Source organism: uncultured Roseobacter sp. (assembly GCF_947488185.1).
Classification (GTDB): domain Bacteria; phylum Pseudomonadota; class Alphaproteobacteria; order Rhodobacterales; family Rhodobacteraceae; genus Roseobacter.
In genome coordinates this window covers 1-23,028 of record NZ_CANKYM010000004.1, presented here as the reverse complement: position 1 = coordinate 23,028, position 23,028 = coordinate 1, and the positions used below count along the sequence as shown (strand labels likewise).

At 57.8% G+C, this 23,028-nt stretch carries 20 protein-coding genes; 6 read left to right on the top strand and 14 right to left on the bottom strand.

Annotation, left to right across the window (positions count from 1 at the left end):
- Position 1 precedes the first annotated feature (1 nt).
- The 5 genes from narH to Q1A52_RS15680 all read right to left on the bottom strand — a co-directional run bounded on the left by narH (position 2) and on the right by Q1A52_RS15680 (position 9,182).
- On the bottom strand, positions 2 to 1,525 hold the full coding sequence (gene narH / locus Q1A52_RS15700) for a nitrate reductase subunit beta (RefSeq protein ID WP_300017402.1): 1,524 nt from the start codon (positions 1,523 to 1,525) through the stop codon (positions 2 to 4).
- Positions 1,522 to 5,262: a nitrate reductase subunit alpha gene (locus Q1A52_RS15695; RefSeq protein ID WP_300017399.1), complete on the bottom strand. Its 3,741-nt coding sequence runs from the start codon at positions 5,260 to 5,262 to the stop codon at positions 1,522 to 1,524. The genes narH and Q1A52_RS15695 overlap by 4 nt, the downstream gene beginning before the upstream one ends.
- A gap of 68 nt (positions 5,263 to 5,330) precedes the next feature.
- The gene (locus Q1A52_RS15690) at positions 5,331 to 6,938 is read right to left on the bottom strand and encodes an antiporter (protein ID WP_300017396.1); all 1,608 of its coding nucleotides are present in this window, start codon (positions 6,936 to 6,938) and stop codon (positions 5,331 to 5,333) included.
- Between the two features lie 74 nt (positions 6,939 to 7,012).
- Complete coding sequence (locus Q1A52_RS15685) at positions 7,013 to 8,665, bottom strand: MFS transporter (protein WP_300017393.1); 1,653 nt, start codon at positions 8,663 to 8,665, stop codon at positions 7,013 to 7,015.
- Positions 8,666 to 8,684: 19 nt separating this feature from the next.
- On the bottom strand, positions 8,685 to 9,182 hold the full coding sequence (locus Q1A52_RS15680) for a universal stress protein (protein ID WP_299779447.1): 498 nt from the start codon (positions 9,180 to 9,182) through the stop codon (positions 8,685 to 8,687).
- Positions 9,183 to 9,372: 190 nt separating this feature from the next.
- Between Q1A52_RS15680 and Q1A52_RS15675 the strand changes: the two genes are divergently transcribed.
- Positions 9,373 to 10,134 carry a helix-turn-helix domain-containing protein gene (locus Q1A52_RS15675; RefSeq protein ID WP_300017390.1) on the top strand — a complete coding sequence of 254 codons (762 nt, stop codon included), beginning with the start codon at positions 9,373 to 9,375 and terminating at the stop codon, positions 10,132 to 10,134.
- A gap of 355 nt (positions 10,135 to 10,489) precedes the next feature.
- Here Q1A52_RS15675 and Q1A52_RS15670 read toward each other — a convergent pair whose 3' ends face one another.
- Together Q1A52_RS15670 and Q1A52_RS15665 are read right to left on the bottom strand one after the other, a co-directional pair.
- A complete protein-coding gene (locus tag Q1A52_RS15670; RefSeq protein ID WP_300017388.1) occupies positions 10,490 to 10,933 on the bottom strand; it encodes a hypothetical protein in 444 nt (147 codons plus the stop codon).
- Positions 10,934 to 10,960: 27 nt separating this feature from the next.
- Positions 10,961 to 11,329, bottom strand: a complete 369-nt coding sequence (locus Q1A52_RS15665; protein ID WP_300017386.1) for an antibiotic biosynthesis monooxygenase — start codon at positions 11,327 to 11,329, stop codon at positions 10,961 to 10,963.
- A 97-nt stretch (positions 11,330 to 11,426) separates the two neighbouring features.
- On the opposite strand from Q1A52_RS15665, the gene Q1A52_RS15660 reads away from it, so the two are divergent.
- The gene (locus Q1A52_RS15660) at positions 11,427 to 11,891 is read left to right on the top strand and encodes a MarR family transcriptional regulator (RefSeq protein WP_300017384.1); all 465 of its coding nucleotides are present in this window, start codon (positions 11,427 to 11,429) and stop codon (positions 11,889 to 11,891) included.
- Positions 11,892 to 12,116: 225 nt separating this feature from the next.
- Here the strand turns inward: Q1A52_RS15660 and Q1A52_RS15655 are convergent, their stop codons facing one another.
- Genes Q1A52_RS15655 through Q1A52_RS15635 form a run of 5 tightly spaced genes read right to left on the bottom strand, consistent with a single transcriptional unit; the run spans position 12,117 to position 16,876 of the window.
- A complete protein-coding gene (locus Q1A52_RS15655) occupies positions 12,117 to 12,875 on the bottom strand; it encodes an SDR family oxidoreductase (RefSeq protein ID WP_300017382.1) in 759 nt (252 codons plus the stop codon).
- 13 nt (positions 12,876 to 12,888) lie between these two features.
- Positions 12,889 to 13,701: an ABC transporter permease gene (locus Q1A52_RS15650; RefSeq protein ID WP_300017380.1), complete on the bottom strand. Its 813-nt coding sequence runs from the start codon at positions 13,699 to 13,701 to the stop codon at positions 12,889 to 12,891.
- Between the two features lie 9 nt (positions 13,702 to 13,710).
- Complete coding sequence (locus tag Q1A52_RS15645) at positions 13,711 to 14,562, bottom strand: ABC transporter permease (protein ID WP_300017378.1); 852 nt, start codon at positions 14,560 to 14,562, stop codon at positions 13,711 to 13,713.
- A gap of 15 nt (positions 14,563 to 14,577) precedes the next feature.
- Entirely contained in the window at positions 14,578 to 15,729 is a 1,152-nt protein-coding gene (locus Q1A52_RS15640) for a PotD/PotF family extracellular solute-binding protein (protein WP_299779461.1), read from the bottom strand.
- A gap of 28 nt (positions 15,730 to 15,757) precedes the next feature.
- Positions 15,758 to 16,876, bottom strand: a complete 1,119-nt coding sequence (locus tag Q1A52_RS15635) for an ABC transporter ATP-binding protein (protein ID WP_300017376.1) — start codon at positions 16,874 to 16,876, stop codon at positions 15,758 to 15,760.
- A 140-nt stretch (positions 16,877 to 17,016) separates the two neighbouring features.
- On the opposite strand from Q1A52_RS15635, the gene Q1A52_RS15630 reads away from it, so the two are divergent.
- Positions 17,017 to 17,823, top strand: coding sequence for a LuxR C-terminal-related transcriptional regulator (locus Q1A52_RS15630; RefSeq protein ID WP_300017373.1), 807 nt, complete (start codon positions 17,017 to 17,019; stop codon positions 17,821 to 17,823).
- A 489-nt stretch (positions 17,824 to 18,312) separates the two neighbouring features.
- Here Q1A52_RS15630 and Q1A52_RS15625 read toward each other — a convergent pair whose 3' ends face one another.
- Together Q1A52_RS15625 and Q1A52_RS15620 are read right to left on the bottom strand one after the other, a co-directional pair.
- Positions 18,313 to 19,749 carry a LuxR C-terminal-related transcriptional regulator gene (locus Q1A52_RS15625; protein WP_300017370.1) on the bottom strand — a complete coding sequence of 479 codons (1,437 nt, stop codon included), beginning with the start codon at positions 19,747 to 19,749 and terminating at the stop codon, positions 18,313 to 18,315.
- On the bottom strand, positions 19,746 to 20,552 hold the full coding sequence (locus Q1A52_RS15620; protein WP_300017367.1) for a LuxR C-terminal-related transcriptional regulator: 807 nt from the start codon (positions 20,550 to 20,552) through the stop codon (positions 19,746 to 19,748). Before Q1A52_RS15620 ends, Q1A52_RS15625 begins: the two co-directional genes overlap by 4 nt.
- 185 nt (positions 20,553 to 20,737) lie before the next feature.
- Here Q1A52_RS15620 and Q1A52_RS15615 point away from each other — a divergent pair, with 185 nt between their 5' ends.
- Genes Q1A52_RS15615 through Q1A52_RS15605 form a run of 3 tightly spaced genes read left to right on the top strand, consistent with a single transcriptional unit; the run spans position 20,738 to position 22,871 of the window.
- A complete protein-coding gene (locus tag Q1A52_RS15615) occupies positions 20,738 to 21,151 on the top strand; it encodes a nuclear transport factor 2 family protein (protein WP_300017364.1) in 414 nt (137 codons plus the stop codon).
- The gene (locus tag Q1A52_RS15610; protein WP_300017362.1) at positions 21,151 to 22,323 is read left to right on the top strand and encodes a CynX/NimT family MFS transporter; all 1,173 of its coding nucleotides are present in this window, start codon (positions 21,151 to 21,153) and stop codon (positions 22,321 to 22,323) included. The genes Q1A52_RS15615 and Q1A52_RS15610 overlap by 1 nt, the downstream gene beginning before the upstream one ends.
- A 2-nt stretch (positions 22,324 to 22,325) precedes the next feature.
- Positions 22,326 to 22,871 (top strand): amino acid synthesis family protein, encoded by a 546-nt coding sequence (locus tag Q1A52_RS15605; protein ID WP_300018566.1) that lies wholly within the window; start codon positions 22,326 to 22,328, stop codon positions 22,869 to 22,871.
- Positions 22,872 to 23,028 lie beyond the last annotated feature (157 nt).

Below are 23,028 nucleotides of genomic sequence, written 5' to 3'. Positions count from 1 at the left end.
ATCACATCGCCTCCGTTGGCATTTTGAGAGGTTTCTTGGCACCGCCAAAGAGCGAGCCTCCGGACGTACCGCCGGAACACCCGTTGCTATCGGTAAATCCGCAGCCCCCGCGCAAGTCATAGGCTTCTTCGACCTGTTCGCGGTGCGTGGTCGGGATGACAAAGCGGTCTTCGTAGTCGGCGAGGGCCATGATCTTGTACATGTCCTCGATCACGCGACCACTCAGGCCGACACGGGCGGCGATTGCCTCATCAATGACCCCCTCAACGGTCTTGGACCGCATATAGGCGCGCATCGCCAGCATCCGTTCCAATGCGCTGACCACCGGTGCCTCGTCCCCGGCCGTTAGCATGTTGGCCAGATACCGCACCGGGATGCGCAGGTTCCGCACATCGGGCATCGCGCCGTCCATGCCGATTGCCCCTGCTTCGGCGGCGTTCTGGATGGGCGACAGCGGCGGAATGTACCAGACCATCGGCAGCGTCCGGTATTCGGGATGCAGCGGGAAGGCGACTTTCCATTCCATCGCCATCTTCCAGATCGGGCTTTCCTGTGCCGCCTTGATCCAATCCTCGGGGATACCGTCCGCCCGCGCGGTTTCGATTACCACGGGGTCATTGGGGTCAAGGAACACATCAAGCTGAGCGTCGTAGAGCTCCTTTTCATCCGCCACGCCTGCGGCGGTATCGATCTTGTCCGCGTCATAGAGCATGACGCCCAGATAACGGATGCGACCCACGCAGGTTTCCGAACAAACCGTGGGGTTCCCGCTCTCGATCCGCGGATAGCAGAGCGTGCATTTCTCTGATTTGCCGGTCGACCAATTGTAGTAGACCTTCTTGTAGGGGCAGCCAGAGACACACATACGCCAGCCGCGGCATTTCTCCTGGTCGATCAGGACAATGCCGTCTTCTTCACGCTTGTAGATCGCCCCTGACGGACAGGAGGCGGCGCAGGCCGGGTTCAGGCAGTGCTCGCAAAGCCGCGGCAGATACATCATGAAGGTGTTTTCGTATTCTCCGTAAATCTCCTTCTGGATGCCTTCAAAGTTGTAATCTTCGGACCGTTTCGAGAATTCACCGCCCAAGATTTCTTCCCAGTTCGGGCCCTTCTCGATCTTTTCAATCCGCTCACCGGTGATCTTGGAGCGGGGGCGCGCGGTTGGGAACGCCTCCAGCTCGGGCGCGGATTTCAGGTGGTCGTAATCGAAATCAAAAGGCTCATAATAGTCGTCGATCTCGGGCAGATCGGGGTTGGCAAAGATTTTCGCCAATATCCGCCATTTGCTGCCCTGTTTTGGCTGCAACTTGCCCGATGCGCTGCGCTCCCAGCCACCATTCCAGCGTTTCTGGTTTTCCCAGTCTGTCGGGTAGCCGGTACCGGGCTTGGTCTCCACGTTGTTGAACCAAGCGTATTCGACACCATCGCGGCTGGTCCAGACGTTCTTGCAGGTTACAGAACAGGTGTGGCACCCGATGCATTTGTCGAGATTCAGCACCATGCCGATTTGTGCACGTACTCTCATTCCGCTGCCTCCTGTGCAGGTGCTTTCCAGCTCTTTTCACGGTCGAGCCAGTCCACTTTTTTCATCTTTCTGACCACGACGAATTCGTCCCGGTTCGACCCCACGGTGCCGTAGTAATTGAAGCCGTAGGATTGCTGGGCATAGGCGCCGATCATGTGGGTGGGTTTCAGGATTGCGCGGGTGACGGAGTTGTGAATGCCCCCTCGATGGCCGGTCTTTTCCGACCCCGGCGTATTCACGATCTTTTCCTGAGCGTGATACATAAAGGTGGTCCCGTCCTTGATCCGTTGGCTCACCACCGCCCGCGCCGTCAGCGCGCCGTTACTGTTGTAAAGCTCGACCCAGTCGTTATCGACAATGCCCGCCGATTTCGCATCGTTCTCACTGATCCAGATCACCGGCCCGCCCCGGTTGAGCGTCAGCATCAACAGGTTGTCGGTGTAGGTGGAGTGGATGCCCCATTTCTGGTGCGGCGTGATAAAGTTCAGCACCAAATTATCGCCATCGTCCTGCACGTCCGCAGTGATGGTTTTCAAGTCCACCGGCGGGCGGTAAGACATGAAGCCCTCGCCAAAGGCGCGCATCCACAGGTGATCCTGATAGAGCTGTTGACGCCCTGTCAGGGTCCGCCATGGGATCAGCTCATGCACGTTTGTGTAGCCCGCATTGTAGCTGACCTTCTCGCTCTCGATACCCGACCATGTAGGCGAAGAAATGATCTTGCGCGGTTGAGCGGCGATATCATGAAAGCGAATCTTCTGGTGGTGCTCGCCTTCGGCCAGATGCGCATGTTCGCGGCCTGTGGCCTTGCCCAGCGCCTCCCAGGCTTTGACCGCGACGTTGCCGTTGGTTTCTGGCGCCAGCATCAGGATGACCTCGCAGGCGTCGATTGCGCTGTCGATCTTTGGTCGCCCGGCTGCGGCCCCGTCAAGTTGCACACCGTTCAGATCAGCCAGGTTGTCGATCTCTTCCTGGGTGTTCCAGGCGATGCCTTTGCCGCCATTGCCGAGCTTGTCCATAAGCGGCCCAAGCGCGGTGAAGCGATCATAAATCGCCTCATAGTCACGTTCGACGGCCACATAGGCCGGGGCGGTCTTGCCCGGGATCAGGTCGCATTCCCCTTTCTTCCAGTCCTTGACCTGATCCTGCGCAATCTCCGCCGGTGTATCGTGCAGGATCGGAAGCGCGACGATATCGGTTTCCTTGCCCAGATAGCCGGGCACGATCTGCTGGAACTTCTTGGCGATTGCCTTGAAGATTTCCCAATCCGACTTGCTTTCATAGGCCGGGTCCACAGCCGCTTGCAGCGGGTGGATGAACGGATGCATGTCGGATGTATTAAGGTCATCCTTTTCGTACCAACTGGCGGTTGGCAGCACGATGTCGGAATAGACGGCCGTGGTACTCATCCGGAAATCGATGGTCACCAGCAGGTCAAGCTTGCCGCGCGGGCCCTCAGGATGCCATTTCGCTTCCTTGGGGAGCTGCGCGCCCTCTTCGCCCAGATCCTTGCCCATCACACCGTGGTCAGTGCCCAGGAGGTGTTTGAGAAAATACTCGTGCCCCTTGCCGCTGGACCCCAGAAGGTTGGAGCGCCAGACAAAGAGGTTGCGCGGCCAGTTCACCGGGTTGTCCGGATCCTCGCAGGCCATTTCCAGATCACCGGATTTCAGGGTCTCCGCCACATAGGCGGGGATTTCCTTGTCCGCCGCTTTTGCCGCCTTCGCGACCTCCAGCGGATTGGTTTTGAGCTGCGGCGCAGAGGGCAGCCATCCCATCCGTTCGGCGCGGATGTTGTAGTCGATCAGGTTGATGTCCCAATCGCCTTCCGGCGCGGTGGGTGACAGGATATCACCGGCCCGGATGGTTTCATAGCGCCACTGATCGGTATGTGCGTACCAGGCCGAAGTCGAATTCATGTGCCGCGGCGGACGTCCCCAGTCGAGGGCGAAGGCCAGAGGCTGCCAGCCAGTTTGCGGGCGCAGTTTCTCCTGCCCCACGTAATGCGCCCAGCCGCCGCCGGACTGTCCAACACAGCCGCACATCACCAGCATGTTGATGACACCGCGATAATTCATATCCATATGGAACCAGTGGTTCATCGCCGCCCCGATGATGATCATCGATTTGCCTTGGGTCTTTTCGGCGTTATCCGCGAATTCCCGGGCGACGTGGATGATCTTGTCTGCGGGCACACCGGTGATCTTTTCCGCCCAGGCCGGGGTGCCCGGCATGTCGTTGGCGTAATCCGAAGTGACCCAGTCGCCCCCCAGCCCGCGATCAAGCCCGTAGTTCGCACAGAAAAGATCAAACACGGTTGCGACGGCCATCTCGCCGTCCGCGGTCTTGACCTTCTTGATCGGGATGTTGCGGGTCAGCACATCGGGGTGATCCGCATCGGTGGCGAACTGGCCATAGGCCTGCCCGCCAAAATAGGGGAAATCCACGCTCAGAACGTCGTCGTGGTCCTCTTCCAGCACAAGGCTCATCTTGAGCCGGGTGTCGGCTTCCTTCGCCCGCTCCTCAAGGTTCCATTCGCCGTCCTCGCCCCAGCGGTATCCAACGGACCCATTGGGGGCGACGAAACCCTTCGACAGATCATCGAAGGCGACAGTTTTCCATTCGGGATTGTTGTCTTCGCCCAGCTTGCCGTCCAGATCATCCGCCCGAAGGAAGCGACCCGGTACAAACCGCCCGTCCTTCTCATCTAGCTTCACCAGCATCGGGAAATCGGAATACTTACGGGTGTAATCCTCAAAATACTCGGTCTGACGGTCGAGATGGAATTCGCGCAGAATGACATGACCAAATGCCATTGCGAGTGCCGCATCAGTGCCCTGTTTGGCGTTCAGCCACACATCCCCGAACTTCGCGGCCTCTGAATAGTCCGGACAGATCACGGCGGATTTGGTGCCTTTGTAGCGTGCTTCGGTATAGAAATGCGCATCCGGTGTTCGGGTCTGCGGCACGTTCGAGCCCCAGATCAGCAGGTAGCCGGCATTATACCAATCGGCACTTTCCGGCACGTCGGTCTGTTCGCCCCAGGTCATCGGCGAGGCGGGCGGAAGATCGCAGTACCAGTCGTAGAACGACATGCAGACGCCGCCCATCAGGCTGAGATAGCGCGACCCTGCCGCATAGCTGACCATGGACATGGCCGGGATCGGTGAAAAGCCAAAGACGCGGTCAGGCCCGTAGGTCTTTGCGGTGTAGGCATTGGCCGCTGCGGTGATCTCTGTCGCCTCATCCCATGTAGCGCGAACAAAGCCACCCTTGCCGCGGGTTTCGACGTAAGAGGCGCGCAGGATCGGATCGGCCTGCAATTTGGTCCAGGCCTCGATCGGTCCCATGGTTTCGCGCATCTTGCGCCAGACCTTCATCAGGCGGCCGCGCACCAGCGGGTTTTTCACCCGGTTCGCCGAATAGAGGTACCAGCTGTAGGACGCCCCCCGTGCGCAACCACGTGGTTCATGGTTGGGCAGATCGGGCCGCGTGCGCGGGTAATCCGTCTGCTGGGTTTCCCAGGTCACGATCCCGGATTTGACGTAGATTTTCCAGCTGCACGACCCGGTGCAGTTCACACCGTGGGTCGACCGGACAACCTTGTCGTGACGCCAACGGTTTCTATAGGTGTCCTCCCAGGATCGGTCTTCGCGGGTAACCTGACCGTGGCTGTTGGAGAACTCTTCCAGCTTGTTGGAGTGGAGGAAGTTCAGTCTGTCAAGCAGGTGGCTCATGTCTTTTGCTCCCTTAAGGGGTATGAAGGGGCCTGCCCGGCGCGATCTCCGGACAGGCGCAGATCGGTTCAGGGGTTCTTGATGTAGGCGTTTGGGCGCAGGTAGAACCACCAGTTGATGGCGATGCAGACCGTGTAGAAGACCGCAAAACCATAGAGGGCGTATTCCGGCGACCCTGCCTTCATTTGTTCGCCGAAAATTTGCGGGATCAGGAAGGCGCCATAGGCGGCGACGGCGGAGGTCCAGCCCAACACCGGTCCGGCTTGTTCCTTGTTGAACGCCACGGCGATGGTTCGGAAGGTGGAGCCGTTGCCGATGCCGGTTGCTGCAAAGAGCAGCAAGAAGATCAGCAGGAAGGGCACGAAATATGTTTCCGGCGTCGCTGAGGCATAGGCCTGCTGCAGGATGTAGGCGAGTGCGAGCGCGCACCCGACCATCACGACAGAGATGATCTGGGTCACTTTCGCGCCCCCGGCCCGGTCGGCCCAGACCCCGCCCAGCGGACGGATCAACGCGCCGATGAAGGGCCCCATCCAAGCGAACATCAAGGCAGAAGGCCCGTTCGGGTTCGCGGTGTCATGGGTCATGATGCCATCGACAACAAGGTGCTGGAACCCGAAGACCACTTTGATGGTCAGACCCATGGCCGCCGAATAGCCAATGAAGGACCCAAAGGTCATCACATAGATGATGGTCATCGCCCAGGTGTGCTTGTTGCCGAATATCTTGTATTGGCGCGACAGGTTCTGACCGACCTGACCGGGGATCATCCGCAGGGCGGCGACGGTCAGTACAATCACGATGGGCAGCACGACCCATTTCGAGAGGCCAAAGCCGGACCCGCCCACGGATGCAGGCAGCATCAGCCAGAGCCCGAAGGCTGCGGCAACAAGGCCAATGCCATACATAAACCCGATGATGCTGAAAGCACCGATGGGGCCGGGGATATTGGGACTGACGTGTTCATCCCGGATGTTGTTCATCCCGAACCACCCCAGGAAGGCCAGTGGCACAAGGGCCAGCAGCCAGACCAGGCCGGCGTTGTGGATATAGGTCTCGGTGCCCGCCGGGATTTTGCCGATCAATGTGCCGGAGGTATTCACCAACTCACGGCCCTCTCCACCAAAGAGCGCGAAGGTCATCACCAAGGGGATCAATATCTGCATGGTGGTCACACCAAAGTTGCCCAGACCCGCGTTCATCCCCAGCGAATACCCCTGGATTTTCTTGGGGAAAAAGAACGAGATGTTGGACATGGAGGCTGCGAAGTTACCGCCGCCGATCCCGGAGAGAAGTGCCAGGACCTGATACTGCCAGAGCGGTGTGTCAGGGTTCTGCAGTGCGATGCCAGTGCCCGCAGCTGGGATCATCAAAAGTGCGGTGGTAAAGAAGATTGTATTCCGTCCACCGGCGATCCGGATAAAGAAGGTCGCCGGAATACGCAGCGTGGCACCGGAAAGCCCGGCGATTGCGGTTAATGTGAAGAGCTGTGAGGTTTCAAACGGATAGCCGAGGTTGATCATCTGAACAGTGATGATCCCCCAGTAGAGCCAGACCGCAAAACCGCAGAGCAGCGACGGAATGGAAATCCACAGATTGCGGTTCGCAATCCCCTTGCCGGTGGCAGCCCAGAAGGCGTCGTCATCCGGCGTGTAGTTTCTAAGATCTTGTCCCACCTTGGTCTCCTTGGGATTCTGTAGTGCGTCAGTTTCTGAGGCGCGGCAGGCGGTTCCGACCGCGCCCGATTGGATCATTCAGCCGGTTTGATGCCCTTGTCCTTTCCGGCAAGGCGGCTGAGGGTTGAGCGCAGATCGTCGAGGTCTTTGAACCTGGCGGTCACCATCAGACCATCGCTGCGTTCTGCCAGCGCCACGCGGGAGGAGCCTTGGAAAATCACCGCAAGGTCAGCCTCGGCGTCGAGCTTGTTCTGTGCTTCAGCTGCGATGGCTTCATCGACAGATGACAGGATGTATTCCTCGCCAAAGCCGCCTTCGGGTTCTTTCAGCCAGAAGAAGCACACCAGCCAGGAGATCGACGCGCCGACCGCGATGATGAAGAAGAAGGTCGAGGGTTCGACAAACATGAAGATGAAGAGGTAGAAAACCGCACCAACGTTGCCGTAGGCCCCAGCCATACCCGCAATCTGACCGGTCACGCGGCGCTTGATCGACGGGATAATCCCAAAGGTCGCGCCCTCCGCGCCCTGTACGAAAAACGAGCAGCAGATGGTGATCGCGATGGCAACAATGAGCGGCCAGGAGCTGTTCAAGAGGCCCATCATGGCAAAGCCAATGGCGATGCCCATCATGTAGGCCAGCATCACGAAACGGCGGTTGCCCATCCGGTCAGAGACGAGGCCCCCCATCGGACGTGCCACAAGGTTCACGAAGGCAAAGGCCGACGCAATGATCCCTGCAGTCACTGGGTTTAGCCCCCAGGTTTCCTGGAAGAACAGCGGCAACATCGAAACCACGGCCAGTTCCGCGCCAAAGTTGGCGAAGTAGGTGGTGTTGAGTGCCGCCACCGAACTGAACGGATAACGGTCATCTTCGGGCACACCCTGCTTCAGGATCGGAAGATTGACGCGCAGCACCTGCCAGACCTGGTAGAGGACCACGACAACAATCGCGGCATAGCAGATTGAGGCGACGAAACCGTCAATGTAGCCCATCATCTGAATCCGGTAGACAAGGATCGACAGGATGCCGACAAGCGGGATGGTGAAGATCACCAGAAGCGCCAGATCCCGGTAGGTTGAGACCTCAAGGGCCATGGCTTTGCGCGGTTTCTTATGGGTGTCCTTGGTCGGACCATCGGTGATCGCAAACCAGTAGAAGACACCGTAGACGGCCATGACGATGCCGGATGTGGCGATGGCATAGCGCCAGCCGCCATCGCCGCCAAAGATGGTCAGCGCCACGGTAGGAATGGTCAGCGCCGCTGCGGCGGACCCAAAGTTGCCCCATCCGGCATAAAACCCTTCGGCAAATCCGATGTCGCGTGGTTTGAACCACAGCGCCGTCATGTGGATGCCGATCACGAAGGAGGCGCCCACGGAGGACAGGACCAGCCGCGAGATAAAAAGCTGCATCTTGCTGTCGCCAAAGGCGAAAAACAGCGTGGGCACGGCCATGGTGACCATGAGAACGGAAAACACCCGCCGTGGCCCCCAATGGTCGAGCGCCATGCCGACGATAATCCGGGCGGGGATGGTGAGCGCCACGTTTGCAATTGCAAAGAGACGGATATCATCGCGGGTCAACCAGTCGTTTGCGGCCAGCATCGACGAGGCCAGCGGCGCCATGTTGAACCAGACGTAAAAGGTGATGAAAAACGCGATCCAGGTCAGGTGGAGCGCACGAATTTCCCGGTTCTTGAACCGGAACAGGTCAGAGACTTGCATTGGAAATGTCCCTCTTAAATCATTCAGCCGCGTGTGCCGCATCGGCACCCACGTGGGTTGGGATAATCAGGATGGGGCATTTGACCCGACGCGCCAGAAAGGCCGAGACGGACCCAAAGGTCATGTGGTCAAATTCTTCGACAAGGGCATCGATACGCTTGGTAATGAAGCCCAACGGCCCGCTGTCCGGTTGGTGACTGTGACGCGCCATGACCAACAGGTCGGGATGCCGTTCCTCGGTTGCGCGCAGGATCATCTTGCGGGCATCGCCTTCGGCCAGCATGACCTTTGCGCCGATGCCCACCGCCATCAGTTCAGCCGCGGCGGCTTCGACCCCTGCTTTCTGGGTCGCGAACTGTTCGTTAAAGAGATCGTCCGCCCCGGCGGTAGCACTGCCAACATCTTCGACGACCGACACAAGCGTCACGTTCGGGCTCAGGGCGCCAAACATCGTCTTGATGGCATCAAGTGCGATCCGCGCATTGCGCGAATTGTCGTATGCGAGCATGATTTCCATCGCGTTTCCTCCGTCTTGGGCAGCGCCAAGGCTGCCATATTGGGTTGGAGGTGGTGTGCGCTTTGGAGAGAGAGACTTGGTTGATCTCGATCAACAAATGAAAATTATTGTTCAAAATAAATAGCTTAACAAAATATGTTTGGTGCCTCTGCGGGGTGTGACAAGCCGGGGGACTGGCAAGGTCAAACAGGTGCTTGACAAATATCAATCGAAATCTGAGCATTTGTTAATCTTCTGCCAAGGACCACTTGCCGAAATGCCTGAGACCTATCGCGCTGAAATTCGGCAACTTGACCTATTTGCTGACATGGAGGATTCGAATTTCGAAACCCTCATGCGCGGAACTTATGTTCAGACTTTCCCACCACGCATCGACCTGATCACCGAAGGCGACCCATCGGATTTCCTGCACATCGTATTGTCCGGGTCGGTGGATCTCTTTGCATGCTGGAACGGCCGCGAGACAAGCATGGCAACGGTACGCCCGGTTTCAACCTTCATCCTTGCCGCAACGATCAGAGAAGCGCCCAATTTGATGTCGGCACGTACACTGGAAAAAAGCAGGATCGCGCTTTTGCCCTCAGAGGATGTGCGTGCTGTTTTTGACACGGATGGCGCGTTTGCGCGCGCTATCGTGCGTGAGCTGGCGCAGTGCTACAGAACAGTGGTAAAAAACACAAAAGACCTCAAGCTCCGCACGTCTCTTGAGCGTTTGGCAAACTACCTCATTCGCCACTCGGCGCGTGCTGCTTCATCTGAATTTGAGCTGAATATGGAAAAACGCCGACTGGCCGCATTTCTGGGAATGACGCCCGAAAACCTGAGTCGTGCATTCAAAGGGTTAGAACCTTATGGCGTTAAGGTTTCCGGGAGTAATATTTCAATCTCGGACCCCGACGACCTCGCGCGCTTCGCAAAGCCGGATCTTCTGATTGACGATTATTCCACTTAATCCGTGTTCCGAACCTGTGACCCTCGTTCATCTAAACTATGGCATGAGATCCAGCGTCTTCTGACATGACTATATACCGATACAGATCGTGCCCTCTCCCGGACTACACTTAGAAATGCAAAAAGCGCCCCGTAGAGCGCCAAAACACCTTGATGACTTGGATATTGATTGTGGGAGGGCGCCCAAATCTCAACTTGCTTTTTCGATCTGCCGCATAGGTGCAAAATGTATCGCCTCGAAGCATTCTCGGGAGTCTATGCCGGCTAAGCGGGACGAAACGACATCTGATGTGGAAATCCGAATGTCCGCTGTAGTTGCAAATCCGGCAGTTGAACTCAAAACCCAGACCACAGCGTCAGTTGGAACGTCCGATCCTTCCCGTCATTTTCAAACCATCGCGAATGTTCAGTCCCATCATGGTGAGGTTTGCCGCACCGGCAATCAGTTCAATGGTTTGAATGATGTAAAAGATGGTGTCGAATTCGCCTGCATCAGCCTTGCCCGCCAAAAACCAAGCGGCTGGCAAAAGGATCAATAGACCGTTCATCGCGATGATGGGCATGCGTTTTTTCTTGGCTCTTGCAGGGGCGTCCTTGCGTCTGCGGCCCATGGCCATGCCCGACCCGCCAACGATGACCATTGCCGGGATCAGGACAAACATGCCTGTGAGGATCCAGGCCTTGACCGCTGCAATCGTTTCATGGCTCCCAAAAAGCTCGCTGATCGCTGTAGAGGTCCAGAAGGTCAAGATCATCAGGAAGCCGATGCCGCCTGCGACTGCGTGAATGCGCTTTTTCATTTCTTTCACTTATTTCTCGGGGGTTACTCAGGCCGTGCAGCAGTTCGCGACGGCAATCTTCTCAAAGAGATGTGGTGCGGTGACGGCACTGGATGGATAGTGGCTGAGCGCGTTCTGAAATTCGGGGTTTGTGAACGCCGCGCGGAAGTCAGCGACCGAGTCCCAGATTGCATAGTTGAGGTACATGCAGCTATCGCCAACAGCCTTGTGCAGCTGTGTGTTGATGTAGCCGGGCTGTTTCTTCATCCAAAGCGCGTCATCTTTCCAGGCCGCAACCAACGCGTCCTGATCTTTGGCATCAACAGTGAACAGGTTGACCAGAACGACCGGGCCAGCGTCGACGCCAAGTTGCTGATCGATCGGACACTCTGGATCGAGGGGTTTGAATGTGACCATGTGTTTTGCTCCGTAACGGGGTGAAATTGGTGATATGTTGTCAATTTCGACTACTAACCAATTTGACAATGTGTTGTCAATAAAATAGGCAACCGACATGACAGATGAAAAATGGACCGAGGCCGGGGAAGCGGTGACCGCGCTGATACTGGATGTGTTCCGGCTGAATGGTCGGTTGCAACTCGCCGGTGACCGGCTTGTTGCCGAACTGGGATTGACCAGCGCACGCTGGCAGATTCTTGGCGCCATCGCTCAGGCAGAAAAGCCAGAACCCGTTGCGTGGCATGCGCGAAACATGGGGGTTCACCGACAAGGCGTACAACGCATCATAAATGAGCTGGCACGCGAAGGAATTGTTGAATTCCGGCCGAACCCCCAACACAAGCGCGCAAATCTGGTCATTCTGACACCTATGGGTGAAGACCTGTACGAAGCGGCGATTGTGTTACAAATCCCTTGGGTGAATGAGCTGTCCAAAGATCTTTCGCCTGAAGAAATCTCGATTACGCAACAAGTGATCGGCCAGCTGAAAGCGCGCTTGCTAGACGCCTCTAACTCCTAAAGCTGACATTCGTTTCAACCGCAGCATTCTGGAGGTATGGGCGCGCAGGAACTTCGGATGCGTTGCAGGGTCCGAACTCTTTATGACCCTCGCTTGGCTGAGCTGGCCCAAACCGGTCGTTGATCATCATGAATGACTCTGCATCACAGCTTCCCCCAAAAGCATGGAGTCCAGCGGCAAAATCAACAATGACAAGAGGAACTCGGCGTCGAGTGCGGACCTTCGTCACAAACATTCCCCGCCGTCGATGACAAGGGCATGTCCCGTCATGAACGTCGAACGGTCGGACGCGAGGTAGACAATCGCATCCGCCATTTCTGCAACCGTGCCGAAGCGACCCATCGGGATTTCGTCCGCGATATAGGCCTCCAGCTTGTCGCGCCCGCCCATCTGGATCTCGAAGCCCTGGTTGAACGGCGTGTCGATGAAGCCCGGACAGAGGGCGTTTACCCGCACATTGTCTTTGCCAAAATCCTTGGCAATCTGCCGGGCCATCGCCACGGCGGCGTGTTTGGTCGTGGCATAGGCGATCATCTCGCTGTCGTACTGCACGCCCGATCCGGAGGCCGTGATGATGATCGAGCCGCGCCGCGCCGGTTTCATGTATGCCATTGCGGCTTTGGCCGCGACGAAGTGCGAGCGCACATTCAGCCGCCAGGATGCGTCCATGTCGTCGACCGTGACCTGTTCGAGGGTGCCTTCGATCTGAAAGCCGGGGTGCGAGTGCAGAACGTCCAGACGGCCATGTCGTGCCGCACAGGTGTCGATGGCTGCCGTAAGTTTGGCGTCATCTCCCACATCCAGGGCAATGGCATGGGCGGTGCCTCCTTCGGCGGTAATCCGGTCTGCCACCGATTGCACGGCATCTGCGTTGATATCGGCCAGCGTCACATCTGCCCCCTCGCGCGCCATCGCAACTGCCCCGCCGGCACCGATGCCGGAGGCAGCGCCGGTGACAAAGGCGACCTTGTCTTTCAGAAGCATGGGGCGTGTCCTTTCACGTGCGATCTCCCCGTCGCAGGATCAGCTGCGCCACAATCAGCAGGACGAGCGAGGCGAGCATCACCATCGTGCCAATGGCGTTGATCTCCGGCGTTACACCGCGCCGGATGGACGAGAAGATATAGATTGGCAGGGTTGTTTCTGAACCGGCCACAAAGAAGGCGATGATGAAATCATCAAAACTGAAGGTGAAGCTGAGCAGGAACCCCGCCAGCACCGCAGGCGCGATCAAGGGCAGCGTCACCTGACGAAAGGTACCGAGCGGCGTGGCGTAGAGATCAGCGGAGGCTTCGCCAAGCGACTGTTCCAATGTGCCCAGCCGTGCGCGCACGATGATGATGACCAGGGCCATCGTGAACATCGTATGGGCCGCGATCAGCGACCCCCTGCCCATGGAAAGCGTCGGAGCATTGTCGGCGTCCCCCCACAGGTTTTCGATCCAGGGGTTCATCACATCAAAGACGGTCACCAGTGCGATCAGGGTCGCAATGCCGATCACGATGCCCGGGATCATCACCGCGATGTAGATCAACGCGTCGAAAATAGCGCGGGCCGGTCCGCGCAACCCTTGCAGACCAACCGCCGCAAGGGTGCCCAGGATACTGGCAAGGGTCGCCGTGATGAATGCCACGATCAAGCTGGTCTCCAACGCGTCCATCACAAAGGGGTTGTTGAGTGCGCGCCCATACCACTGGATCGAAAAGCCCTGGAAGTCGCTGGCATGTCGGCCCGCGTTGAAGCTGAAAAGAGCGATGATCGCGATGGGTGCATAGAGGAACACATAGACGACAAGGGAATACAGTCGCATGGCTGGCCCTCACATCACCGCGACATCTTCGCGGCCCGTTTGAAGCCGCGCGATGAGGCGCATGTAGATTGTGACGGTGATCAGCATGATGACGATCAGCGTGAAAGCAACCGCCGAGCCATAAGCCCAGTTGCGCGACTGCAGGAAGAGGTCCACGAGCGCATTCCCGACAAAGAACACTTTGCCCCCGCCAAGCAGCGCTGGGATCAGAAACTCGCCCATCAGCAGGATAAAGACGAGCATACAGCCGGTCGCCACACCCGGCACCGAAAGCGGCAGCGTCACCCTGAGGAAGGTCGTCATAGGACGGGCACCAAGGTCGCCTGAGGCCTCAAGCAGCCGCATATCCAGACGGTCGAGTGCGACATAGATCGGAAAGACCATCAGCGGCAGGTAACCGTAAATGATGCCGATGGTGACGGCAAAAGGCGTGTAAATCAGCCGGACGTTTTCAATGCCGATGCTCCCCAGCAGCGCGGGTATCCCCTGTCCGCCGAGGATGTAAATCCAAGCGTAGCTGCGGATCAGGATCGAGGTCCAGAAGGGCACGATGACCAGAACCAGCAGCAGGGTTTTCCATTTAGGGTCAGTCCTGACCGCCAGCTGATAGGCCAGCGGATAGGCGATCAGCAGGGCCGCGAGTGTGCCAAGCGGTGCGAGGATCAGCGTATTTTTGAACGCGGTCCATCGCGCCGGAAGGTTCGCATATTGCTCCAGCGTAAAGGCGGGAACATAGCCGCCCGAGGGCCCCCGCTCCCCAAAGCTGAAAACGAAAACAAACGAGAGCGGCAGCACAAGCATCACGAGAAGCAGCGCACCCGAGGGGGCGATCAGCAACCAGTTGCGCGCGCGCTGCGTCATTCCCGCCTGCCCGCCTCAGGCCGACTTGAAGCGCGCGAGAAGTTCGGCGCGGTTCGGATCGGTCAGCGTTGCCGCCGCCCCGAATTCAAGCGCATCAAGCTTTTCAGCTGCCGGATAGAGGATCGGGTCGTTCAGGATCTCTTCGGGCAGCAGCGCATTGGTGCGGCTGTCGGCCACCGGATAGCCATGCGCCAGAACCTCGCGCGCGTTCACGTCCGGATCGAGCATGAAATTGATCAGCGCATAGGCGGCTTCTTTATGCGGCGCACCTTTCGGAATGGCATAATAGTCGCTCCACAATTCGCCGCCCTCTTTTCCCAGCGCAAAGGCGATCTCGGGGATGTCGGTGTTGAGCTGCTTGCCGTCGCCTGTCCAGCAGATCGTCAGCCAGGCATCACCCGAACGCATCGCCGGCTGATAATCTGACGTGATCGCAAAGAGATGCGGTTTGACGTCGATCAGCAGTTTCTCTGCGTCCGCCAGTTCGGCCTCGTCAACAGAATTGAACGAATAGCCGTGATAGTTCAGTGCGGCACCGATGGTGGTGAGCTGATAGTCATGCACCATTGTCCGGCCCGAATAATCATCCATCGTGCGGTCAAAGAACTGCTTCCAGCTGTCGAATGCCTTGCCACCATTGTGCGATGTGTTGATCGCCATGCCGGTGGTGCCCCAGTTTTTGGGCACCGCATAGACGACACCGTCGACGATCCCCGCGTCCGAGAAACGCGCGTCAAAGGCCGCCGGATCGTAGTTTGGCAGTTTGGACAGATCGAGCGGTTCGATCAGGTCCTCCTCGACGTAGGTCGTGATCGTGTAGTTCGTTGGCACATAGACGTCCCAGCCGGACCCGCCGGCCTGCAGCTTGGCCAGCATCTCCTCGTTCGAGCCAAAGACATTGACCTGCACCGCCGCACCGGTTTTGTCTGTGAAGGCGTCAAAATTGGCCTGATCATGATAGTTTGGCCAGGTGGCGAGGATTGCGCGATCACCGATATCCTGGGCAAAGGCCGGACGGGGCCGCAGCCCCGGGACCGCAGCGCCCATAACCGCCGTTGCAGCGCCAAGACCGGTTACGTGAAGAAAGTGCCTGCGCGTGACCGAGCCTTTCTCATAGCGGCGCAGTTCTTCCATGAATTTCTTTTTGGAAATTGTGTCGTTTGTCATGTCGTTCTCCCGTTGGCAGGTGTCATGGTTAATCCGCCCTCAGGATCAGGGCGGCGTCTGGGTTCCAGGCGATGTAAGCCTGTGTACCGGCATCCAGTGGCGGTTCGCGGTCCTCGGCCCGCCGGGAGGCGAGGACAATAAAGGTGCCGATCTCGTCATGTCGCACCACGTATTCGGTGTGTTCTCCCAGAAATATCCGGTTCTGGACGGTGACCGCATGGCCGCCCTCAAGCTGGCGCCGCGAGATGTTGATCTGTTCGGGCCGCAGGCTGAGCGTGCCCGAGGCCCCCTCTTCGATGCCCGGGCCAGCCTGCCCGGAGAAGCTGTGTCCCGAAACGCCGGTGAAATCCGCGTGCCCGCTTGTGATGCGACCGATGCGACCTTCCAGAAAATTCGAAGAGCCCACGAAATCAGCGACATAACGTGACGCGGGGGCATCATAGAGCTCTCTGGGCGTTCCGATCTGCACGATACGCCCGTCGCGCATCACGCAGATCCGATCCGACAGGGACAGCGCTTCTTCCTGGTCGTGCGTGACCAGAATGAAGGTGATGCCAAGCTGGCGCTGAAGGTCCTGCAGCTCAATCTGCATGGCCTTTCTGAGCTTGCGGTCGAGGGCTGCCAGCGGCTCGTCCAGCAGCAGAAGTTTCGGTTCATTGACGATGGCGCGCGCCAGGGCCACGCGCTGTTGCTGGCCGCCCGACATCTCCCAGATGCGCCGCGCGCCGAAATCTCCCAGCCGAACGACATCCAGTGTCCGCGAGACCTTTTCCGCGATCTCGGCGCGCGAGAGCCTGGGCCGGCGCTGGCGCAACCCATAGGCCACGTTGTCGAAAACGCTGAGGTGCGGAAACAGAGCATAGCTCTGAAAAACCATGTTGACCGGGCGACGGAAGGGTTCGAGCGTGTTCACCACCGCGCCGTCGATCAGAACCTCGCCGTCGCTCGGTGTCTCGAACCCGGCCAGCATGCGCAGCGCGGTTGTCTTGCCGCATCCTGACGGGCCGAGGAACGACAGGAACTCACCGGATGCCACACTGAGGTTCAGATCGCGTGCGGCGTCGACATCACCAAAGCGTTTTGAGACGTGCCGCAACTCGGCGACAGCAGTGGACGCATCGTTCAGCACCCCCCGGTCATATTTCATATCTGAAGCATCTGAGATCAAACACCCACCTATGGGCCATATGTCAGCCTGGCCAATCGTGGGTCGAATGGTGCCGTTGTGTAAATATGCCAATTGTTATAGATGAGAACGCATATATCGGATGAAATGGGTTGCGGCAGATGGAGTGGGTCAAACACGCGGCAGGTCTTGTTGAAACGCTGAAGACACCACGCTTCCCCGAAGCGCTGGCCGGGGCGCTTCAGGCGGTGGCACCCTATGATTACACGGTGATCTTCGGGTATGTCGGGTCGTCCAAACCTCTGGCGCTTTATGACGATTTCCCGCCAGAGCGGCACCGGCTGCATGTCACCGAATATCTGGAAGGTCCTTATCTGCTCGACCCCTTCTTTCTGGCGACCATTGATGACACCGAAGAGGGCCTCTGGCGTTTGCGGGAAATTGCCCCCGACCGTTTTTATCAGGGCGAATATTATCGCAGCTATTATGGCCAGACCGGCCTTGCCGAGGAGATCGGTTTTCTTGTCCGTGTGGACAGCCGTGTGACGGTCGTTATTTCACTCATGCGCAGGCAAAAGCGGTTCTCAAATGCAGAAATTCGGGCGTTAAAGCGCATCTGGCCGATCATGCGGGCAACCTCGCAAGCCCATTGGCGGGGTGTTGCGCGCGACGACGCGGGCGATGCGCAGCCGACGCGCGAAGAACGTATCGAAAAGGCCTTTCACTCGATCGGACAGGGCGTGCTAACCCCGCGCGAAAGGGAGGTCGTTGAAATGACGCTCAGAGGCCATTCCGCCGAGGCCACGGGCAATGAACTCGGGATCTCGCCCGGAACCGTCCGAATTCACCGGCGCAACATCTACGTGAAACTGCGGATCGGTTCGCAGGGCGAACTATTCTCGCTATTCATTAACGCGATCCTGAACGATCGTGCTGACAATTCCACGCATGCAACAGCACTGCTATAGTCGAACGACCGTTTACAAAACGCTGTCTCTTGCAGGACAAATTCGTCTGCGGTTTCTGTCTCTCAAAGCCCATTCCCAACAGTGGGCTCCTAGTTTAGATGCTGCAGTCGCAGCCCGCATTGCGGATCTTCGCGGCAGGAGCGCAATGCATCAGCACCGGGAAGTCAGGAACGCGGACACTTCTGGCATTTACGACGTGCTCACCAGTACCCGCACGGCGAAGAGAGCTCGTTCTCAGGGGATCAGCGAGTCAATCTGGCTCGTTGCCGACCTTGGATGCAGTGTAGCACCCCGCCTACCCTACCCGTAGCCTCGGATCTTGCGGCCGTAACCGGACCTTGGCCGACTATTTTTTGCTGCAGCACGGCCTGTCAAAAGGGGGCATTCGCCGCACGGGCAAAGTATGGAACCGGTTAATCTAGCGATCTGCAGACGATGCGCTCATTCGCTGCGATTGAACCAATGGCCGCTTCTATAAGCAACCAGTTCTCAAGCAAAACCTGCCTTGAACAAACGCGCCCGCAGCTCGTTCAGTTTATCGTGATCCCTCAGAGGAACACGATCCAGGTCCTTGATGCAGATTTCGGGCAGCACATTCCGACAGGTCTTGACCGCTTCGACGGCATTTTCTTGGCGTTCAAGTGCAACATGGCTGGCGGCTAAAACAAAATGCGCGAAGTACCACCGTGGCATTCGGTGGATCGCGCGCTCTGCCCATTCGATTGCGGTCTCAAAACGTCCCGCCATGTAGTGCGCCAGTGCGAGCCCAGAAAAGCGGAAGAAGATACTTGGGTCGAGGGGATTGGAGCGGATGGCGATTTCCTGATTGGCAATGGCCTCTTCTGAACAGCCAAGGATACCGAGCAAAGTGCCAAGGCTGCCATAGGCCAGCGAACAGTTTGGGTTGAGGGCTACGGCGCGTTCCAAGGCCGCAAGGGATTCGTCGTATTTGAGCAACCCCCAGCAAGAAATGCCCAGAGCCCAATGCGCGTATTCATTGCGATCGTCCAACTGCGTCGCGCGCCGCGCCAGTGCATATGCCGTTTCCATTGCGGGCCGGACGTCGGGGACAAACCCCATGATGGCGATATGGTGGTTGATCAGCGACAAGATCATGTTCGCCTCTGCGCTCTCGGGATCAATCGCCAAGGCGCGCTCCAGCAAGGTCTTGGCGGAAGCATAGCTTTCGGGCCTAAAATCATAGAGCAGGTGCCAAGACCGCATTGTCAATTCCCAGACGGTCAGATCAGGGCGAGATGCGCGTTCGACAGGTTCTTGGATTGTACTTAGATGAACGGTTGTCTGGATCGAGGCCACCACGTTGCGAGTAATCTCATCCTGCAAGTCAAAGACATCCTCAAGCTGCCCATCATAGCGTTCGGACCAGACATGCCCGCCTGTTATACCATCGATCAACTGCGCGGTGACACGCACCCGCTCACCCGACCGTCTAACACTGCCTTCCAGGACAAACCGAACCCCAAGCTCCTCGGCAACGCGCCGGACATCGACGGATTTACCTTTATAGGTAAACGTGGTGTTGCGCGCGATAATGAAAAGCCAAGGAGACCGTGACAGGGCCGTGATGATGTCATCGCTGATCCCGTCTGAGAAGTATTCCTGTTCTAGATCACCGGACATGTTTTCAAAAGCCAGCACTGCGATGGAGGGTTTTTCTGGCCGGACGGGGTGTTCAATGGGCAGATCATTGAGCGTGGTTGCTACAGGGATCAGCCTATCGCGCAGCTCCAACTTCGAGGATACACCAAGTTTGCGGTAGATCGTGGCCAGATGCGTGCGCACCGTCGATGGCGCAAGACACAAGCGATCCGCGATCTGCTGATAGCTTTCGCCTTGCGCATAGTCCGCCGCAATTTGGGTTTCGCGGGTACTGAGCGCGCTTGTTTCGTCGGGTGTCTCGGTCACGAATGCGCCGCCTGTATCGCTCTGATCATGCGCGCGTTCTCCAATGCGATCACGCTTTGAGCGGCAAACATCTGCGCAAGCCGAGTTGTGTCGTCAGAAAACGGACGCACTGTCTGGCGATAGATCGTGAATGCGCCGACCAAACTGTCACCGGCAAGCATAGGAATGGCAACAAAGGATCGCGCCCCGCCTAGATCCGCCGTGGCATAGCGCAAGGGGTCGTCCGTTTGGTAAACTGCCTCGGATTTGACGTCTATGATATTGATCACCGCGCGCAACTCGTCCATCCGGCCAAGTCCGGTCTCGGGGCTGACCGCAAAGACACCCTGATCGTCTAGCCACGTCTTAAACGGTTTCGGAATTCCGACAGCGTGATTGGCCAGAAACCTGCCGTCCTGCTGATACTCGAACAGGATACCAAACTCCGCATCGCAAAGTTCAAGGGCGTAGGTCAGGATCAATGGCATCACAGCAGTGAGATCACCTTGTGCCGCACTGATGATCCGCAACACTTCGCTCAACGCTTTTTCCCGGCTGATCGCTTCCTCCAAGCTCAACGCCAATTCCGAAACCACAGCGGCCATTTCCGACGGGCTGCGGGGTTGCTGGACGTCGCCATTCAGATGGGTTGCCAGTTCCAACTTTGAGGATACTTCCAGTTTGCGATAGATCGTCGCCAGATGGGTGCGCACTGTGGATGGTGCAATGCATAGCGTATCGGCGATTGTCTGATAGGTCTCCCCACCCGCATAAGAACGCGCGATCTGCAATTCCCTTTGGCTGAGACCTGATTGTCCAGACACCAAAAATACTCCGACAAAAACAATGTACTACGAGTTTGATGAGAACGCGCTCAACAAGCAATCCTGCAAATGCTGTAGTTCGAATACTGCACGCAGGACGCGGATCTTACAGCATCTGCACGATATCCGGCACCGCGGGCGTTGGCCTAAGCTGACTTCATCACATCAACATGGAGGATGGCACAATGACACAATACGAAACCGCAAAGGCATTTTTCGAAGCCTGCGAAACCGGCAAGGGATGGCAGGGCTGCAAAACATATTGCCACGAAGGGGCTACCTTTTCATGTCAAGCTGATGCGTTGAGACAAACGACGACACTCGCCGCCTATGCCGACTGGATGAAGGGGCTTTTGACGCCCGTACCGGATGGCCGTTACAAACTGACGGGTTTTGCGCTGGACGACGCGAGGGGCACTGTCGTTGCTGCCGCCGAATTCCACGGAACGCAAACCGGCGAAGGCGGACCAGTCGCACCAACTGGAAAAGCCGTGGTCTCGAATTACGCCTATGTCATGCAGTTCGACGGTGACAAAATCAGCCACATGACCAAGATTTGGAACGACGTACACGCGCTGCGCGGACTTGGCTGGGCGTAATGCGCTGGCGCATCTTGAGCTTACTGTTTCTGGCCCGCATCGGGCTCGGCTTCCAGTTCCAAACCGTGGCGTCCGTGGGTGGCGATCTGGTCGTCGCCTTCGGGCTCGACTATGTTGATATCGGTTTCCTGATCGGGCTGTTCATGGCACCCGGATTGTTTCTGGCCATCCCCGCCGGGTATTGGGGACGTTACGTGTCAGATCGCGTCATGGTGGTGTTTGGGTTGAGCGCATTGGCTGCAGGTGGGGCCGCGTCTTCCCTTGCGACAGACAGCTGGGCCATTGGAATGGGACGGGTCTTTGCCGGGATCGGTTTTCTGTTCACCTCGCTTTATTTCACCAAGATGGTCGCGGATTGGTTCGAAGGCCGCGAGATCGCGACGGCTATGAGCATCCTCGTAATGTCCTGGCCTTTCGGCATCGCTATGGGGCAAGTCGGCCATGCTTGGCTTTCCCAGACATACGGCTGGCAGGTCCCGTTTCAGGCGGCCTCAGTCTATTGCCTGATCGCAGCCCTCGGCGTCTTTCTGTTTTACCGCCCGCCACACGATTTGCCGTACGCGGATGGCGGCAAACGGGGTGCGATGACCACCCAAGAATGGCGTCTGATCCTCTGTGCCGCTGCCGCATGGGGCGTGTTTAATGCCGCCTATGTCACCTATCTTGCCTTTGGGCCGAAGGTTCTTGAGGACCACGGCCAATCCGCCATCGCCGCCGCTGGCATCATTAGCATCGGCAGCTGGATCATGATCTTTTCCGGTGCGGCCTGCGGGCAGATCGTGGATCGCTTTGGTGGGCGGAATATTGTCTTGGCGGTCTGCATGGGTGGCGCCATCGCTGCGCTTCCGCTGCTCAGCCTGCCGGGCGCTGGCTTCGGTGCAAGCATGCTATTTGGTCTGATCGGCATGGCCCCGGCTGGCGTTATCATGGCAATGGCAGGGCAGGCCATGCGGCCTCAGGTCAGGGCCTTCGGCATGGGGATTTTCTTTACGGTTTACTATGCGATCATGTTGGTCACGCCACCCGTCGCGGGTGCGATCCTTGATGCGACAGGCAATGCGCGGGGGCCACTGTGGCTTGCAATGATCCTCTTCGCTACGGTGGTTCCGCTTGGCATCGCGTTTCAGTTTTTCAAGTATGCACCCCTTACAGGTCAGGAGAAGACAGTGTGACTATGGACGCTCGAAAAACGGTATTCACCAAGGAAATCATCACTGCAGATGAAATGGGTGTGGTCTGTGACCGGATCACGCGCGTTGCTGCAATGGCGGTTTTTAGGAACCCATTCGCGGGGATGCATCAAGACGACCTGTCGCCCCTATTCGACGTTGGCGCGCAGCTTGGCCAATCGCTGACTAAGGAGCTTGTGAACATGTTGGAGCGGCCTCCAGTTTGCTACGGAAAAGCGGCCCTTGTCGGGTCGGCTGGCACGATGGAGCATGGTGCCGCTGTGTTGCACCCCGCACTTGGCAAACCTGTGCGCGCAACCGTTGGTGGCGGTAAATCCCTGATGCCTTCCAACCACAAAGTCGGGGCTTTGGCCGGGTCCATTGATCTGCCACTGGGTCATAAAGACGAGGCATGGTCATTTGATCACATCGACACGATGACCCTCTGGGTGCCCGACGCGCCCCGCGCAGACGAGATTGTACTTTGTATTGGACTGTCGGACGGAACACGCGCACATCCGCGTGTTGGCAAAGGCCCAAGTCCCTCTTGATCAGATATTCTGTCTTTGAGCTGCCATTGGTAACAAGCGCAGCATTGGTGACTGCGGGGTCGAAGCAGATAGCGGCGACGGTGCAGCACCCCGCCCGCCCTACCCGTAGCTTCGGATTTTGAGGGCCCTAAGCCAACTTCCAGCAGTGGGGTAGCGA